The 17,993-nt window shown below is 51.7% G+C and carries 17 protein-coding genes; all 17 read right to left on the reverse strand.

Annotated features, from left to right (window positions below; translation table 11 throughout):
- Positions 1 to 72: 72 nt before the first annotated feature.
- The gene (locus Q8O29_RS20045; protein ID WP_305565984.1) at positions 73 to 1,395 is read right to left on the reverse strand and encodes an O-antigen ligase; all 1,323 of its coding nucleotides are present in this window, start codon (positions 1,393 to 1,395) and stop codon (positions 73 to 75) included.
- Positions 1,376 to 1,936: a sugar transferase gene (locus Q8O29_RS20050; RefSeq protein WP_305565985.1), complete on the reverse strand. Its 561-nt coding sequence runs from the start codon at positions 1,934 to 1,936 to the stop codon at positions 1,376 to 1,378. The genes Q8O29_RS20045 and Q8O29_RS20050 overlap by 20 nt, the downstream gene beginning before the upstream one ends.
- The gene (locus Q8O29_RS20055) at positions 1,920 to 2,879 is read right to left on the reverse strand and encodes an SDR family oxidoreductase (protein WP_305565986.1); all 960 of its coding nucleotides are present in this window, start codon (positions 2,877 to 2,879) and stop codon (positions 1,920 to 1,922) included. Before Q8O29_RS20055 ends, Q8O29_RS20050 begins: the two co-directional genes overlap by 17 nt.
- Positions 2,880 to 2,901: 22 nt before the next feature.
- Positions 2,902 to 4,032: a non-hydrolyzing UDP-N-acetylglucosamine 2-epimerase gene (wecB, locus tag Q8O29_RS20060; RefSeq protein ID WP_305565987.1), complete on the reverse strand. Its 1,131-nt coding sequence runs from the start codon at positions 4,030 to 4,032 to the stop codon at positions 2,902 to 2,904.
- Complete coding sequence (locus tag Q8O29_RS20065) at positions 4,025 to 5,029, reverse strand: polysaccharide biosynthesis protein (RefSeq protein WP_305565988.1); 1,005 nt, start codon at positions 5,027 to 5,029, stop codon at positions 4,025 to 4,027. Before Q8O29_RS20065 ends, wecB begins: the two co-directional genes overlap by 8 nt.
- Before the next feature lie 24 nt (positions 5,030 to 5,053).
- The gene (locus Q8O29_RS20070) at positions 5,054 to 5,944 is read right to left on the reverse strand and encodes an SDR family oxidoreductase (RefSeq protein ID WP_305565989.1); all 891 of its coding nucleotides are present in this window, start codon (positions 5,942 to 5,944) and stop codon (positions 5,054 to 5,056) included.
- Positions 5,937 to 7,184 carry a glycosyltransferase family 4 protein gene (locus tag Q8O29_RS20075; RefSeq protein WP_305565990.1) on the reverse strand — a complete coding sequence of 416 codons (1,248 nt, stop codon included), beginning with the start codon at positions 7,182 to 7,184 and terminating at the stop codon, positions 5,937 to 5,939. The genes Q8O29_RS20070 and Q8O29_RS20075 overlap by 8 nt, the downstream gene beginning before the upstream one ends.
- Positions 7,185 to 7,191: 7 nt before the next feature.
- Positions 7,192 to 8,472: a glycosyltransferase family 4 protein gene (locus tag Q8O29_RS20080; protein ID WP_305565991.1), complete on the reverse strand. Its 1,281-nt coding sequence runs from the start codon at positions 8,470 to 8,472 to the stop codon at positions 7,192 to 7,194.
- Positions 8,469 to 9,728, reverse strand: a complete 1,260-nt coding sequence (locus Q8O29_RS20085) for an oligosaccharide repeat unit polymerase (RefSeq protein WP_305565992.1) — start codon at positions 9,726 to 9,728, stop codon at positions 8,469 to 8,471. Before Q8O29_RS20085 ends, Q8O29_RS20080 begins: the two co-directional genes overlap by 4 nt.
- 47 nt (positions 9,729 to 9,775) lie before the next feature.
- Complete coding sequence (locus tag Q8O29_RS20090) at positions 9,776 to 10,912, reverse strand: N-acetyl sugar amidotransferase (RefSeq protein WP_305565993.1); 1,137 nt, start codon at positions 10,910 to 10,912, stop codon at positions 9,776 to 9,778.
- On the reverse strand, positions 10,909 to 11,679 hold the full coding sequence (locus Q8O29_RS20095; protein WP_305565994.1) for an AglZ/HisF2 family acetamidino modification protein: 771 nt from the start codon (positions 11,677 to 11,679) through the stop codon (positions 10,909 to 10,911). The genes Q8O29_RS20090 and Q8O29_RS20095 overlap by 4 nt, the downstream gene beginning before the upstream one ends.
- Positions 11,666 to 12,286 (reverse strand): imidazole glycerol phosphate synthase subunit HisH, encoded by a 621-nt coding sequence (gene hisH / locus Q8O29_RS20100; protein WP_305565995.1) that lies wholly within the window; start codon positions 12,284 to 12,286, stop codon positions 11,666 to 11,668. The genes Q8O29_RS20095 and hisH overlap by 14 nt, the downstream gene beginning before the upstream one ends.
- On the reverse strand, positions 12,286 to 13,764 hold the full coding sequence (locus Q8O29_RS20105; RefSeq protein ID WP_305565997.1) for a hypothetical protein: 1,479 nt from the start codon (positions 13,762 to 13,764) through the stop codon (positions 12,286 to 12,288). The genes hisH and Q8O29_RS20105 overlap by 1 nt, the downstream gene beginning before the upstream one ends.
- Before the next feature lie 13 nt (positions 13,765 to 13,777).
- Entirely contained in the window at positions 13,778 to 14,548 is a 771-nt protein-coding gene (locus Q8O29_RS20110; RefSeq protein ID WP_305565998.1) for an oxidoreductase, read from the reverse strand.
- 216 nt (positions 14,549 to 14,764) lie between these two features.
- Positions 14,765 to 15,862, reverse strand: coding sequence for an IS5 family transposase (locus Q8O29_RS20115; RefSeq protein WP_305565999.1), 1,098 nt, complete (start codon positions 15,860 to 15,862; stop codon positions 14,765 to 14,767).
- A gap of 128 nt (positions 15,863 to 15,990) precedes the next feature.
- Positions 15,991 to 17,283, reverse strand: coding sequence for a glutamate-1-semialdehyde 2,1-aminomutase (locus tag Q8O29_RS20120; protein ID WP_305566000.1), 1,293 nt, complete (start codon positions 17,281 to 17,283; stop codon positions 15,991 to 15,993).
- Entirely contained in the window at positions 17,280 to 17,993 is a 714-nt protein-coding gene (locus tag Q8O29_RS20125) for a cytidylyltransferase domain-containing protein (protein WP_305566002.1), read from the reverse strand. The genes Q8O29_RS20120 and Q8O29_RS20125 overlap by 4 nt, the downstream gene beginning before the upstream one ends.

A 17,993-nucleotide genomic window follows, 5' to 3' on the forward strand; every position in this document is an offset into this window, starting at 1 on the left:
ACACAGGCTGGAGAAAAGGGCGCTTTCGACGTACCCCAACCGGCTCCCACGCCCAAGCTCGCTTCCCTGATTTCATGTTTTTATCAACCGATCTTCATATTTAGCGTGCTGCACGTCCCCGCTATGCTGCCCTAGTGTTACCTCACGACCATGAAAGCCGTAAGCCAACAGGACACCCAGCGACACACAGAAAAAATCGCCGATGTAGGCATCGTACAGGGATGAGTTGAACAGGCAGGACACGGCGAGAGCCAGCAATACCGACTGACCTGCACGGGCAATGGGACGGTCCATCTTGCGCAGGTCAAACAAGATCGCCCCAAAAAATGAGAACAAGAGGAGTATTCCGCCCACCCCCAGCTGCACACCCCACAAAAGAAACTCCTGATGAGGGTTGCCGTGTGATTGAGCACCAAAGCTCTGATGAAGGGGACTTTTCAGCTGCTCGATTCTGTTGTACTCCGTCACCCAGCTCCCAGCACCGGAACCCATCAGGGGTTTCTGGGAAATCGCTTCCCCAGAAGTTGTCCAGAACTTTAATCTGGTGCCGGATGAGCTCTCCTGTCCAGTCTTGGCGGAATAAGCTACTACCTCCGACTTGACAGCAGACAATCTTTGCGCCACTTTGTCAAAGCTGAGAAATACCACCACCAGCACCAACGGCGGCACCAACAGGGAAGCGAACCGATACCTTTTGGGCAAAGCAAAAAAAATGGCCAGCGACAACACCGCTATTCCTACGACATGCCCGGTGCGCCCGGTAAAAACAACAAACACGCACCCCAAGGCCAGTGCCGATACCGTGATGGCTGCGTAAAACAAAAAACGATTCGGTGCAAAGGTTCTTAGATGCCAGAAAACGGCCGCCACCACCGCGCTCATGATGCTCTGGTCAAGATAGCTGGAAAAGACAGCAGAGGCAGTTGTCGCCATGTTTGAAGTGGCCCATGGAACCGGCACATGAAAATGCAGTGCCCAAGAACCAAGAAGCAAGAATATTTGTCCCCCCAGAAAGAAGATCAATGCATAAACAGCCTCACGGCGGGTCTGAATCAATGCTAAAAGTGCAGGAATAAGCAGAAATTTTCCGTACTTGCCGATCGCACCAAGCGCATTGTCCAGGGGGGCAGAAGTCCACAGAAGACTGACCGCAAAAACCAGTACAACGACAGTCGCCAACAGCGGAGTCCACATGTGCTGCAAGGCTGCACCGCTTGAGGCCGCCCGGTTGCCCCGCAACAGCACGACCAGCAAAGTCACAACCAGCAAGACCTTGCTGATGCTGATGATGGCCATAGACAGCCCCACCGACGCGGCAACCAGACACACCAGAGCCAGGCGCATTCCGGGGCTTTTCAGTATCAACGGTTTGCCTTCAATGCGATACGCCGTCACGCTGCAGCACTTTCACAAAAGTGAGCCAGACAATACGCACGTCAAACCAAAGTGATCGACGCTGGAGATACTCAACATCAAGCTTTACCTTGTCGGGTATGGGCAGCTCGTCGCGGCCATTGACTTGCGCCCACCCCGTCAGCCCCGGCACCAGCTCATGCACACCCTGCTGCGTGCGCAACGCAATCAAGTCATGTTGGTTGAACAGCGCAGGCCGGGGGCCGACAAAACTCATGTCGCCGACCAGGATGCTCCACAGCTGGGGCAACTCGTCGAGGCTGCTCTTCCTCAAAAAACTGCCGATCAACGTCAGATGGACCTTGGGGTCGGCCAGCAAATGCGTGGCCACCGCCGGCGTGCCCACCCGCATGCTGCGGAACTTGGGCATTTTGAAAATTTTGTTGTGGCGCCCTACCCGGTCGGACCAGTACAAAGCGGGGCCGGGAGACGTCAAACGTACCATCACCCACACCAGCAATACCGGTACGACTAAAACCACAGCGGCGGCCAAGGCCAGCAACAAATCAAAGACCCGCTTCACGCCCACATCCTTTTGCTGCTTTTCTGAGTCCCTCGTCCAGCGACAGCGGCGTCCAGTCCAACAATCGCCGTGTTTTCTCAATATCCACCTGCAAAGACCCGCACAGTCGCTGTGCCACATCCTGCTTTCCCACCAGAGCTGCCGCCAATTTCAGCCAACTGACCGGCGCAGGAATCAAACGCGCAGGGCAACCCATGGCCTGGCCCATGCGACGCAACAGCTCGGTGGTGGAAACATCTTCACCATCGGATACCAGAAAGGTTTGGTTGGCCGCAGCAGGATGCGTGAGGCACGTCACGATCAAATCAACCAGGTTGTCCAGCGCCACCAGACTACGTTGGTTATGAACGGCGCCCAGTGGCAGGGGCACACCGCGCGCAAGCCAGCGCATCATGGCGGCAAAATTGGCCTTGACCCCTGGACCGTAGACCAAGGGCGGGCGGATGATAACCACTTCCATGCCCGTCTGCGAAGTAATCTCATGCAAACCCTGCTCGGCCTCCATCTTCGAAACCCCATACGCGTCCAGCGGTGCAGGCGCATCGTCTGCCGTGAACGAACGCCCAAGCTGAGTTGCCTCGCCATTGACCTTGATGGAACTGACAAAAACAAACCGCCGCACACCGGCTGCGGCAGCTTGCCGGGCCAGATTCAAGGTGCCTTGCACATTGACCCGGCGAAACTCGTCCAGCGGATTGGCAGCCGTATCAGCCATCACATGCACGCGCGCAGCACAGTGCACAACAGCAGAAACGCCCTCAAGCGCAACGGACCACTCGGTAGAGGGTTCCAAGTCACCCGTCACTCGGGGAAGCACTCTCTCTGGCCACTGCTGGTTATCTCGCCGCAAAGCAACGACCACGCGCCGCGACGCATCTTCAGCCAGCAAGCGCCGCACCACTGCTTTGCCGACAAAGCCTGTCGCCCCAGTTACAAGAATCATGCCCGGATACCCTCGCCGGGATTCACGCCTTCCTCCATACTTTTCTGTTCACAAAATCCGTGTAGCTCAAAATAATTCGAACAATCTTGTCTGATACGTTTTCTGGCGCATAGTCATTCACCATGCGCAAGACGCGCTGTGCCCCGCGCGGCTGAGTCGCCAATACGTCCAGCCCCTGCAGCATGCGGTCAACATCCATGCCCACAAACATGACAGCAGCCTCTTCGAATCCTTCAGGCCGTTCGTGCATCTCGCGTAAATTCAGAGCCGGAAAGTTAAGAATTGAAGATTCTTCTGTGATCGTGCCGCTGTCTGACAACACCGCGCGCGCTCCCGTTTGGAGCCGAACATAATCGAGAAAACCAAACGGCTTATGGAACTGCACCAAGGCGTTGGCAGTGAGCCCCATGGCGTCCATGCGCTTTCGGGTGCGGGGGTGGGTAGACACGATCACCGGCAAGCGGAACTGCCCCGCTAGCGCATTCAAAACATTAAACAATCGTCGCAGGTTTTCCGGTGCATCCACATTTTCTTCACGGTGCGAACTGATCAGGAAATATTGGTCCTCTCTCAAGTCGAGGCGGGACAGGACGGTAGACGCTTCTACTCCCGAACGGTAATACTCAATCACTTCGCGCATCGGGCTACCGGTCTTGATCACCTGATCAGGTGGCAACCCCTCGCGGAGCAAATACTCTCGCGCAATATCGCTATATGTGAGATTAATGTCTGAAGTGTGATCAACAATGCGCCGGTTAATTTCCTCGGGAACCCGAAAGTCAAAACAGCGGTTACCGGCCTCCATGTGAAAGATGGGAATCTTTCGGCGCTTGGCTGAAATGGCAGCGAGGCAACTGTTGGTGTCGCCAAGCAGCAGCAAAGCCTCGGGCACGTGCGCCTGCATTACTTTATCGGCCGCAATAATCACCTGACCAATGGTCTCAGCCGCTGAAGCACCTGCAGCCTCCAAAAATGCGTCGGGTTTGCGAATACCCAGGTCACTGAAAAACACTTCATTGAGCTCGTAGTCGTAGTTTTGCCCGGTATGCACTAGTACGTGCTCGCAGTGCCGATCCAGTTTATCGATGACACGCGACAGACGGATGATTTCGGGCCGGGTACCCACAATCGTCATGACCTTGAGCTTACGCATGAACGGCCTCGCGAATAATCTCTAGCTTCATCAACACTTTTTTGACTTGCTCAACATCCAGGCGATGTGTATTGTGCGAGGTGTAATCGTCAATTTCGGAAATTTCGGTTTCACCTTCTACAAAATACTTGTCATAGTTCAGGTCGCGCGAATCGGCAGGAATCCGGTAGTAGCCCCCCAAGTCGTCGGCGCGCGCCATTTCCTCGCGTGACACCAGTGATTCATAAAGTTTCTCGCCATGACGGGTGCCAATGATCTTGATGTCGTTGGTGTCACGCAAGAGCTCCTTCATGGCTTGCGCCAGATCGCCCACCGTAGACGCCGGTGCCTTTTGCACAAAGATATCGCCTGGCTTTGCGTTTTCAAAGGCATACAACACCAGATCAACGGACTCATCAAGAGACATCAGAAAGCGCGTCATGTTCGGATCGGTGATAGTCAGCGGCTTGCCCAATTGCAACTGATCAAGGAACAACGGAATCACTGAACCACGTGAAGCCATGACGTTGCCATAGCGAGTGGCCGACAATACCGTCTTGCCCGGCAGGCGCGACTTGGCCACCATCACCTTCTCCATCATGGCCTTGGAGATGCCCATGGCGTTGATCGGATACACCGCCTTGTCAGTACTGAGCACCACGCAGCGCTCCACCTCATTGGCGATGGCGGCCCGCATCACGTTTTCAGCACCTTGCACATTGGTACGCAGTGCTTCCATGGGATAGAACTCGCACGATGGAACCTGTTTTAAAGCAGCGGCGTGGAACACATAGTCCACACCACGCAGCGCGTCATGCACGCTGTCGTACTCCCGTACATCACCAATGTAGAACTTGACCTTGTCGCTCTTGAGCGCAATGCGCATGTCTTCCTGCTTTTTCTCATCGCGACTGAAAACGCGAATTTCGGCAAAGTCCGAATGCAAAAAACGGTTGAGCACCGCATTGCCGAATGAACCCGTTCCGCCTGTGATAAGCAATACCTTGTCCTTGAACATTCTTTCCTCTGTAGCTAATCTTGATCAAGCGAATTCATGCATCCGACGCACCAGTTCCGGCCAGGGCTGGGGCTGGTAACCGGACACTTCCCGGAACCTGGATGAGTCGAGGGAACGATCAATTGCAAGCCTGTCATCTGGCGTGATGTCTATGGTTTTGCCGTAAGCCTTGGCTATCAATGTCAAGAGGTCGAACTTGTTGATCGGCTCCGCAGACACATGATAGACACCATGCAATTCGGGATGCACAAGCACATGATCCCGAATCACCCGCGCCAACTCCACCGTGGGCAAGCCAGAAAAAATCGCACGCCGAAACCCTCTGACACCACCCTGATGCGCCAGAAACCATCCCACCAGGCTGTGCGCGCCGCTCAACTCATGACCGATGATGGAGGTGCGCAGCGTGATGGCATGCGGGTAATCCACCTCGCCGAGATACTTGCTCCGCCCGTACAGATCCTTGGCATCAGACATATCAGCCTCGGTGTACATACCCTTGGCACCAGAAAACACACAATCCGTACTCATGTGAACCAGCCGGGCGCCAGCCACATCGCAAAGCCGGGCCAGCCGATGCGGCAGCAACGAATTGATGGGAATGGCCGCCAGCGGGTCATCCGCTTCGGCGAGCTGTTTGACCAAGCCAATGCAGTTGATGACCACATCCGGCCGCGCCTTGGCAAACAAGCCGATCAAACTGTCCATGTTTTCCACATCCACCCCGAAGATCACACGATCGGACAGTTCTTCCGGCAACAATCGAAGGGCGCTGGTTGAGCGAGCCGACGCCAACACCTCATACCCCGGACTTTGTGCAAACAAGCGCAGCACAGCGTTGCCCAGCATGCCTGAGGCACCGAGCACCAACACCTTGGTCTTCTTATCTGACATAGTTCTTTTCTGTTCAACCATTTTTTGTCTCTGTGCCAGCCGCCAGCCTCTCGCTCACAATTTCGGAAAGAGTTTGAGCCAGTCGCCGGGCGAGCAACTTCGGCTCGAAATGCTGTTCGTAATACAAGCTCCCACACTTCCCCATTCGTTGTCTTTCTTCGGGCAAAGCATCACGCAGTTGTATCACTGCTTCTGCCAAAGCCTGTGCATCCTCCGCCGGACAGGCTACGCCGGCGCCGGACTCTACCACCACACGCGCGCCCTCACCGTCCAGCGAGGCAATAATTGGCCGTCCCGCAGCCAGATAGGCCTGTACTTTGCTCGGCACCGTCTGGCTCATGATAGGGTCTCGGACCAAACTGACTAAAACGGCCGATGCTTGGGCCAGAATGCCTGGCATATCCGACGGTGGGTAGCGGCCGGGCATCCCGACATTGTCCAGACCGAGCCGCCGAGTCTCCTGCTGCAGCCATTCGCTGCGGCTACCGCTACCGACCAGTACAAACCGCACATCTGACTCTTCGCGCAGCAACTGTGCAGCGGCGAGCACAGTATCAAGCGCCTGCACGGTACCCAGGTTGCCCGCGAAAACGACATTAAATCCGGGCTCAAGTTGTAGTGGGCACGCGCTATCTGTGTCGGGCTTCGAGAATGCCAATTCGCCCGGGTTCGGGTGGTAAGCCACTGGCGTGCAGCCTGCCATCCGCACCACCGGCTCGACGAAGGCCTGCGACTGCACCAGCAACAAATCGTTCTTCCGGTAAATCCAACGCACGATCGCCGACACGGCGCCCAGGACCTTCTGGTTACGAACAAACCCTGTCGCACTCAGGCTCTCTGGCCAGAGATCCTGTACCCAAGTGACCAGCTTGGCCCCTTTGATCCACCTCAGCCACACGGCCGGTATCACCTGCAGGATTGGCGAAGGTGCGTAAACGAGAATCGCGTCGACGCGTTGACCACGCAACAACCAGGGCCCAAACACGGCAGCCGACACCACGAACGACAAGTAATTCAGTGCAAGGCGAAGTGCGGAGCCACTGCCGCGCGGCACCAGGGGCACGCGGTGGATCGTCAGACCGTCGCGGATCTGTGTGCGTAGTGCCGCCGCCGAGTAGCCGGGCGGGACTACACCATCGGGATAGTTCGGCTGCCCGGTCAGCACTGTCACGGCGCAACCGGTGTCGCGCAGCGACTGCACGACCTCGGTAATGCGGAATGTCTCCGGCCAGAAATACTGACTCAAGACCAGGACTCTCATGGCCGGCCTATGACCTCAGTCTTTCGCAGGCATCTTTTTCGGAAAATTCTGAACAATCCCCCCATATATCGTGCGAAGCACTCTTGCTGATAAGGTGCTTATAGATATCAACCATCTTTACTACATTTGCAGCGATATCAAAGTTTTTTACAGCCAGTTGATAGGCAGCTTCTCCCATGCGATCCAATTCCTCTGGATGAGTGTAAAAAAAGGTGACGGCGTCAACAATTGCCAACGGATCTTTAGCAGAGATACAAATACCCGTCTGACCATTTACTATCGTATCTTCTAATGGATTGTCTACGGCCACAATACTGGGCACACGTGAAAATGCGGCCTCGAAAACGGGACGTCCACAAGCATTCAGGTGTGAAGGAAAACATAATATATCGATAGAATCGTAAACTCTTTTCACGTCAGCCGTAAAGCCTTTGATCTTTACACTTTCACCCAAGCCATATTTATTAATCATAGATTCCAGTTCCGCGCGTACGTCTGCAGCAAATCCGAATCGTTTTAATAGATAACCTTTAATCCCTCGCAGTTTTCTTGGGTTTTCTCCTACCAGGAGAAACTCCACCGCGAGACCGGCCTGAGTGCAAAGACGCGCGGTCTCAACAAATTCGTAAACGCCTTTTAACTTCAGAAGACCTCCCACACAGCCCACACGTAGTGGTTTCTCCGGAGAAAATCTCCGATAGGAGTTTTGACTACTGCTAGTGCGTGGAACGTCAGACAAAGGAAAGCCATTGCGTACAATTTCGACGGATAAGTCCTTTGGCAAACTCTCTCGAACCGTGCAATCAATCGCCACTACTTGATCAACGTAGCGACGTATCAGATGCTTCAATAATCTTCCGCGTAGTCCATCTGTCATTGGCCGTTGCACTGAGCGCACATGCATGACAATTGGAGCCTTAAACAAACGCTTAGCCATGATTGCCGCGGGTATCGCAGTTAATTCGTTCACATGAATAATATCAACGGCGCCCCACTTCCGTTTTGCGGCTCGCAACGCAATGAAGGTCGGTAACAAAAAAGCCAGCTCACGCATTAGCACTAACCACCTCAAGCCTCGGTAATAGCTAAAGAAGGTGTTGTCAAATTGTGTTAGCCCAGCGGCTGTGACAACTGAAATGTTCTCTTTTTCTAGAATGGCTGCAAACTGCCCCTTTTGGGAAACAACATACGGCTGAACAAAACCACCAGAAAGTGCCCTCAGCAATTCAAGCAAACTTCTTGAGGCACCGCCAAACGCTCCTATTGGATGAATATATAATATATTCAAACTGCAATTCTCCCACGGGGGGCGTCTCTATTATTTAAAATAGTTTTTCTTTTTTGCATGATCAGAATAAGCAAGACTGTTGCAATCAACCCGACTATGTTTGATATATGGAATAACTGTGTTATAGCGCCACCGTTCAGCCAAGGGAGCACATTGAAGCAAAAGTACGTTGCACAAATCGTGGCCCCAATATCATTTCCATTATGCAGAAGATGCCCCAACCAGCGATACATAAGTCCCACAATTGCCCCGGCAACAGAAGAAATGACAAAAACACCAAACACACCACCTGCAACAAGACCTTCCGAAAATGGAGTCCCCGTTATGCTGTGTCCAGCTGCTATTATTTCCAACGGGATACCAGCGAGATAACTAATCATCCAATCGTAGTGAAAAAGCATCCAATTATATTGGTCATTTCTATCCAGCCCAAATAACGTAAGAGTGGTATCACCAATAGCAGCTAGCAATGTTGGAAAATATCTCGGAAACTCCTCGCCATCAGCATATATAGTCCAAATATACCAAGAAACATCACCTTGAATTACGGTCACCCTACTTAGCAGATAACTGAATACATCAGTGGAGCCTTCAATTTCAGAATCGAATATGAAGAAAAAAATCAACATCGTAAAAACAACAAAACCCGCAAGCTTTAACATTGTCACTATCCGAATACTCCAATACATCACCAAGAATGCCGGTAACAACATCGCCGCAGATGTTGTTTTAAATCCCCACGTCGATCCAATTAAAAAAGCCACTGCCATATTTGAAAATAAGTAAATCTTGTTCGAGTTTTTTTTTGTGGTCCGTAAAAACAATAATGTCGAATAAGCGAGTAATGCAGGAACAATAAACTTCGTCATTAGATTTGGGAAGGCACCAAAGGTACCAAGCCCAGCACGAAACTCGCCCTTTGGAATACTCCCAATCCAAACATTAATCGCGCCAAAGCCGAATAACATTAGAAGCAAAAAGAGCAATGTTAATATTAGAAATAATTTTGAAAATTGGCGAAAAACTTTTTCGGCTTTAGCCGTAGTTGGAGGCCGACTAACAGTATTCTGTTTATTACAAAAGAAAGAAAACATTAGTGCAACCACTAAAATATTAACAACGTACAGCGCATAAGCAACTGTGGCACCACTGGGATAACCCCCGATGCCTACCGATAAAGCGTATTCACCGCGTTCAACCAACCAAATTCCAATTAGTGGCGTCCCAAGAACCAAAGCAATCAGATATTTGTACATAGAAAGTCAGTAAAGTATTTTTCCAATGTAAAAGCACCAAACGGCAGTTAGTTTTTTTTGACGAGTGAATTAACCATTTTATAGACTGTTAAGCAAAAGTCCCAAACAGGTTTTTCGGATGAATATTCAGAGTGCTGGACATTGGAGTTTGCAATATATTTTTCCAGTCGCTCTTGTTGCCACCCCATTTTCTTAAGAAAATACCGTTTGTCTTCTTCCAATGACTCCGCCGATGGGTAAGGAATTCCCTCCAAACCTGTCAAAGCTTCATCCCTTTTCATTTGACCAGACGCAACAAGCGTGCTTAGGTGAAGTCTTCGTTTATCAACCAAAAACTTGTTGGGCAAGATATAGCCTTGGTAAAAACGAGTAAAGATGGACTCGTAGTGCTTGTACGGGTAGGGTTTATAGCCATAGTTACTTTGCAGTGCCTCCATAGCTGAGTTTTTATTAAAGTCAAAATAATCCAGAAACGGTGTCCAATGGATTCTGCGCACAAACTCAAACCATATAAAGTTCATCGTACCTATCGTCGGAAATGTTTCGAGTCGTGTCACCCCGCCTCGCTTTCCCAGAGCTTTAATATGTCTTTTGTCGAATTTTAGCCAATTCCACCCCTCCGGCATTCGCATACCCTCAGTCGCTTGGTTCGATCCCGATAATATGAATTTTGTTTTGTACTTTCCCGCTTGCTGGTAATTGACGGCAAGCATTGCGTTATCGTAGAGCAACTCTACATCGATCACATTGGCATCGAAAAAGGCCTGCATTAATCTTTTATACTCGCTCCAATCGATAACATGCGTATAAAGATCAACGCCCAACCCGCGCACCAAATTGGCGATATTGTTCTGCGCCAATTCTGAGTTCCAGCCGTTATCCATATGCACAGCAAGGGGTCGCAAGCCAAGTTTGACCGCTTGAACCAAGACCCATGAACTGTCCACGCCACCGGAAACACCTATGACGCAATCGTAAGGTTTGCCTTTTCCTGCTGCTTTGACTTTGGCTACAAAAGCATCTAGTTCTTGCGTGCGTTGGAACGGGTCTTTGTGCAATATATGACCGGAGCGCGCCAAGAACTCTGTACAGTAATCGCATACGCCGTGTTCATCGAAATAAATGTCAGATGCTGAGGTGTCCATCACACAGCGTGTGCATACTTGATACGATTTGTTCTTCATTGATTACTTAACAAAATTTCGAGTTCTTGGTAAAGGGGGTAAGTAATCAGCACAGCCCTGTGCGGCCCGTGAAATACAAAAAATGCACCGGCCGCAACCGCGCTCGCCCCCGCGCTGACGCCGGCCTTGATGTCTTGAAGGCTGCCAACGCCGCCAAGAGCAATCATGGGTACTGAAAGCGTGGTGCCGGCTTCACGAATCAGGTCAATATCCATACCTTTCATTTCGCCATCCCGATCAACTGCGTTGATCAATACCTCCCCTGCGCCAGCCGTCACCGCTTGCCGGGCGAAATCCAGCCAAGCCAGCTTGTGGACCTTACCCGAGCGACTTTCGTACAGTTCAGGCCTTTTCAGCCAGTTTCGTTTCACATCTACCGATGCGACCACACTCTGGCTGCCAAAGCGCTCTGCAATGCGCGAGATGAGAGTCATGTCATCCAGCGCGGCGGACTGTAGACAAATCTTCTCTACCCCAAGATCGAAAATCCGCGCGGCCTGCTCCACCGAGCGCACACCGCCGCCGTAGCAAAGCGGCATAAAGCACTCCCCGGCAAACAGCTCGATCATGGCGTAATCAGGCTCCTGGCCGCGCTTGGAGGCGACGATATCAAGAACCATCAATTCATCGACTTCCTTATCGTTGAAGATGCGGATAGCATTGATCGGGTCGCCAACATACTTGGCGTCCCTAAACTGACGCGTCTTTACCAGGCCGCCATCTCGCAAGAGCAGGGCTGGGACGACTCGATGTTTAAGCAACTTCAAACTCCACAAAGCGGCGCATCAACGCCATGCCAAAGCGATGACTCTTCTCGGGATGGAACTGAACGCCAAAAATATTATTGCGCTGAAAGGCGGCGACAAAATCATCGCCATAATGTGTCAACGCGATCGGGTCGGCGGAGTCATTGCAGCTCACTCGATACGAGTGCACGAAATAAAAGCGCTGCTCCTCATCGTCCGAAGAAACAAGGGGATTCTCCCGAAGCACTCGTAAGGTATTCCAGCCCATATGCGGCACCCGCAATTCCCGTGCTTCCGACGCAGGGAAACGCCGAACTTCGGCGTCGATCCAGCCCAACCCGGGCAAAGCTCCTTCTTCGCTTGATCGACACATCAACTGCATGCCGAGACAAATCCCCAAAATCGGAATACGAGCCTCAAGCGCGGACGAACTCAATGCCGTAAGCAACTTGCGGGAGGTTAGCTGCGCCATACCATGGTTGAAGGCTCCTACACCAGGAATCACCAACTTTCGCGCTGCCAGCACCTCCTCGGGTGAGGCGATGCGCTGCGCCGTGCCGCCCGCGCGTTCGATCATACGAATAACAGAGCCAACATTACCAGCGCCATAATCAAGAACAGAGATCATTACCGAACCGCCTGTTCAATGAAATCAAGATAATTGCGCTGCCAGTTGGGTGCCCAGATATTCTGTATCTGCTGTGTGCTAACCCGCCCCGCATTTTCGTCGAGTACCAAGCGCGCCAGTTCATTCACATCCGAAAAACCCTGGAATGGGTGCACGGGAAAGCCGAACCGGGCCTTGGGTGTGTCCCAAATGAACACTTTGGGAACCAGACCAATAGCCTCAAACAATCCAGTAGAAACCTCGCTCACCACCGATCCCGCCTCCCGGAAAGAGCTGTAAATATCCTGGTGGGCGTCAACCCGAACGTTCCCCGCGAACCCATCCGGATATTTGGCCCAAACGCTGGCGCGCTCTTCCGGATGGGGCCGAAACACCACTTCAGCGATGCTCCCCAATGTGGCAGTGAGGCGCTCACAGAACTCCAAGTAACGGATAGTCTCTCGTCCATCGCCGAGCACCAGAATATGCTGTTCCTTTTCTGATACACAAGCCGAAGCTCCGAGCGTCTCAGATCGATGGGGATTGCCAATTACAACCTTTTGCACGGGCGCATTGATTTGCTCACCCCACCAGGATCCAAACGTTAAAAAATAGTCGGGAAATATCTGTCTATAACGATGATCATTCAAAATAGCAGGCGCGTAGTTATAAGCATCATGCCCTGCGGAAACCGCGCCATGCTGATACTCGGCCGTCACCATACCTAAATGCCTAGCTGCAAGAATGGCGCTCGCATTATCCGCACTGCCGTAACAGGCCTCTTCCTTAATCAGCAGATGCGCATTTGTTTTTTTGAAAAAAGATCGATAGGTTCGGTAACGCGGCAATAATGAAGCAGCACCACTGGTGCAGATATTTTGAAGCCATTGGCGTCGCACTTCGTTAATATTCCAACCGAGCATATTTTCTGCTCGTTGACTGACCAAATTGACCAATGCCCGAGCTGACTCCCGATAGCCGCCAGTTCTTAGCCGTCCACTCAACGCCCCCTCGACCCGCAAAGGAGTATGCAGTAATACATTGGTGTGATGGCGAGGAAAAGGCCATTTCCAGCCGAATAAATCCTCAATCACAAAAGTCTGATTTGGAGCTGCTGCGACAAAATAATCACTTAAACAATTAAAGTATGATCCATTGCGTTCGATCAGACGTGCACCGGTCGCCATCAGCACGATTGGATGGTGATTGAGCGACCAGAGATGTAAAGCGTTATGCGCAAAGGAACGAGAGATCATTGCTGCGGTTCTTAGCCTTGATCGAGAACGTAGCGCCCCCCCCTCGACAACGAGAGGCGTCCCGTAGAGCAGATCGCCCATCATCAGACGTATGAATGTGGACCGTATCGTCGACCACAGCGGTATACCAGTATCGGGGCAGCAAATTCCCAACACCTCGGCGGAATCTTCAATCCGTAAAATATCATTGAGCGAAATTTCATCCCGCGAACGATTCGCTTCTAGGCTGTTGATTTGCGTCATTTTTCCCTTACGATTAAAGACCAAATCCGTCGTCAACAACAATATTCTGCCCGTTCACGTACGCTGACATATCGCTTAACAGATATGCCAACGTTCCGCAGATATCCGATTTATCAAGCATACCTTTGTTAATACATTGTTTACGATATGCCTCAAGAAATGGCATTGGTTGATTATCAAAAATACCGCCCGGGCTGAGTGTGTTGACGCGGATATTCATGCCTTTAAAATATTTTGCCATGTATTTTGTCAGGTGGATGATGCTCGATTTGATCGCCGCATATTCAACCGGCATAGTCATCGACGTGTTTTCATAAACCTCGAATTTTGGCGCCACGACACCATAAATTGATGCGATGTTGACGATGTTCCCATGACCTTGTTTCTGAAAAAAACGTGCTAACTGCTGGCTTGTCAGAAAGTATCCACCCAGATTGTGATTTAGATTTTCACAGAAGTCAGTGAAATCAACGTCAAAAAAATGACGCCCATAATTTCTATTTCGAGGATAAGCATTATTTACAAGTGAATCGATTCGTCCATAACGATCCTGCAACCTCTCAATCATTGCCGTTATCGACGCCTTGGAAGTGATATCAAGGTGGATAGAGTCGATGCGAGATGAATGAAGTTCCTGACTGAGTTTCTCTTTCACTCGAACGCTAAGTTCTTCATTGATATCCGCAATAATCGCTATGCCTTGCTGTTCTGTTATCGTTTTTACAAATTCTTGGCCGATCAATCCCGCTCCGCCCGTGATAATAACGACTTTGTTTTTTAACATTTTTTCTCGCATTTTGGATAAATAAACCACCTACATTAATATCGAGATCGTTATTTTTAAAACCTGCTTAACAGGCTGCTGAAATACCTGCTGCGCCAGCGCAGCAGCTGACTCGAAGCGGTTTATTTTTGCGGTTCTGTTTCATATTTTGAGATTCCAGTGCTTTTTGAGCTTTTTGTTATTGGTTTGAAGCTCTGCTGCCGCCGTTTTTACCCCTCACTGCGCCTGCAGACGGATTTGCCCCAGGGTGCGCATACGCGTCAAGTTGTACGCGGCCATCGTCAGCACAAACATCTGATCGACCCGCTCAAGCCCGCGCACCATCACCTGCCGAATCCGGCCCACGGTCTTGGCCCAGCCAAAGCCCTGCTCGATCAGTTTTCTCTTTTGCTGCGAAACGGCGTAGCCGTCTGTCTGTGCAATGGCATCGGGCACTGCCGAGCGCCGGCCTGAAGTGTTCTGCGCCACATGCGGCGTTACTTTCATCTCCAGGCAGGCCTCGATGAACTCTTGCGCGTCATAGCCTTTGTCTGCGCCCAGCGTGATCTCGGCTTTCGCATCGCCTGCTGCCTGGCTTGCATCATGGATCATCGCCTTGGCCGCTTCTCGCTCAGCGTGCCCGTCGGCCGTGGTCACCACGGCGTTGGCTATCAGCCCATGGCGGTTGTCCGTCAGGGTATGGCCTATGAAGCGAAGCTCGCTGCCCGTCTTGCCCTTGCGGTAGAGCCGGGCGTCAAGGTCAGTCGTCGATTCGTGCGTCTCGTTGCTGCGAGTCTGGCCTTTGAAGCTGCCACCGCCGTGGTGATCGTCACTGCCGTCTTTGCGCACAAAGCTCTTGTGGCCCGCCCAGGCCTGGATGAGTGTGCCGTCCACGCTGAAGTGTTCGCCCGAGAGCCAGTCTTGTTTGTCGGCGACTTCGAGCACATGGTTGAACAGCTCAATGACCGCGTCATGCGCTATCAGGCGTTCGCGGTTCTTGGTGAAGACTGTGGGCACCCAGACGGCATCGTCCATGGCAAGACCTATAAACCAGCGAAACAGCAAGTTGTACCGGGTCTGCTCCATGAGCTGGCGCTCCGAGCGCACGCTGTAGAACACCTGCAAGAGCATGGCGCGCAGCAGTTTCTCGGGGGCGATGCTGGGCCGGCCGCCTTTGATATCGGCCTCGTACATTCCGGCAAACAGCGCATCCATCTTCACCAGGGCCTCGTTGACCATCTGGCGTATGGGCCGCAAAGGATGATCGGCTGGAACGAAGTCTTCCAGGTGGCGCATCGTAAACAGGCGTTCGGTGAAAGTGTCGGCTCCGCGCATGGTGATCACTTGGCTTATATCTGGTGAAAAAAAAAGGCTGCCTCAGATAAACGCTTGAGGCACCATCTCGGCGGACTTCGCTCCGAGGTATTTCAGCAGCCTATTAAGTGATAACACTGCAAGATTCATCAGTTGTATTTCCTGAAAACCGGTTTGATGGCAGGACCGTTGAGATATTTTTCGACACCCTCGTTAAGTGCGAGTCGATAGATTTTGAAAGATTGTTCGATGGCACGTTCAGTAACAGCAAGCTCATCTTCATCGTGCCGATAGCATAAAGCGATCCAAGGCATAAGCACACCGTTACGGATCATTTCCTGCGAGAACAGTGTCCGAAGGTCCAACGAGTTCGCGCCGGATTCATCCAAAGTTAAGTAGTAAGGGGAACAGGCTATACCGCCAATCTTAAAGCTATGTCCGATGCCATGAGCTTCCGCCTGTCGCTGCATCATGGCGGTTAGTTTACGACCGTAGTCCCACAAGTGTTCAACGACCTTATGCTTTTGCATGAATCGGATCGTAGCAATAAAAGCGCCCAAGCCACACATCTCGGCGCCATGCGTTGTGGACAACAGGAATACCCGCTCTCGTCCTTCTAACTCAATAGCACCAAGCTCCATGATTTCTCGTTTGCCCGCGATGCAGGCCACCGAAAAACCGTTGGCCATTGCCTTACCAAAGGTGCACAAATCCGGGGTAACACCATAAGTATGTTGCGCTCCCTTCATGTGCCAGCGGAACCCTGTGATCATTTCATCCAACACAAAGACAATACCGTGCGCCCGACATAGCTCTTGCACTCGCTGCAAGAAACCATCCTTGGGCTCTTCGATAGCAGCCGGTTCCAAGACTACACAGGCAATCTTCTCAGGGTGCTGCGCTATCAATGCCTCCAATGAGACGATGTCGTTGTAGCGGAACGTCTTGATCTTCTCGATGGTTTCTTGCGGTATGCCACGCGTGAGCGGCGTCGAAGCTATAAACCAGTCGTCATACGAAAAGAATGGATGCTCTGCGCAACGTGCCACCAACTCTCTTCCTGTATACGCACGCGCAAGCTTGACTGCGGCAGAAACAGCAGTGGAACCATTCTTGGTGAACTTCACCATATCCACGGAATCGATCAAATCAATCAGCAACTCCGATGCCTCCAATTCAATCATCGATGGTCGCGTCAGATTGTTACCGTTTCTGATCTGGGAAATGGCGGCAGAATCAATTTCATCTTCAGCGTAGCCTATATTTACTGCACGCAATGCCATGCCGTAATCCAGATATTTAGTACCCTCATGGTCATAAATATATGAACCTTTACCCCGAGTCAAAATTTCCGGAACATTAGTAGGATATTGGTCGTAGCCACGCGAATAGGTATGTGCGCCACCAGGTATAGCTTTGAGCAGTCGTTCTTGGAAATTCATTTGCTAAGCCCTTTCATTTCAATTAAAGCTTCCAGCATTTTAAAATCATCAATATCATCAATTTCCAATGATTTCCACTTTGGCACTTCGTAGCCGATGGTGTCCGCATGATAGAACGAGCGCTGCGCACGCAGCACGTCGATATAAGATGCATAGAGCGTGCCCTCTAGAAAATACAGCGGCTCAATGTCCTGTCGACGCAAGCCAGTCGGCTGGCGCTCTAGGTACGGCCTCAAACGGTCACTGTCCTCACGGCGGAAAATGAAAGCCGGATGCATGCTTTCCACCCGGCAAACGCTGACAATCGAGCCAGCACCAGACTCGACCAAGCGCGCCAAACCTTGATCAATATCGGACGGTTCACGCAATGGTGAGGTTGGTTCCAGCAGAACGACGATGTCGAAGTGGCGGCCGGACGCCGCTAAGACGTCCATCGCATGCAATACAACATCGATGGATGAAGCTGTGTCCCCAGACAGCTCTTCCGGGCGCATGAACGGCACCTCGGCACCGGCCTGCCGCGCTGCGTCAGCAATGGCAGGGTCATCGGTGCTAACCACAATCGCATCTAAGCACCCCGCCGCCTTGGCGGCATCGATGGTCCAGGCAATCAGTGGCTTACCGCTTAGGAGGCGGACATTCTTTCCAGGCAAACCCTTCGATCCGCCACGTGCAGTCACCAACCCAAGAATCTTCAAATTTTCAATCAA

The sequence above is a fragment of the Polaromonas sp. genome (genome assembly GCF_030689685.1).
GTDB lineage: Bacteria > Pseudomonadota > Gammaproteobacteria > Burkholderiales > Burkholderiaceae_C > Polaromonas.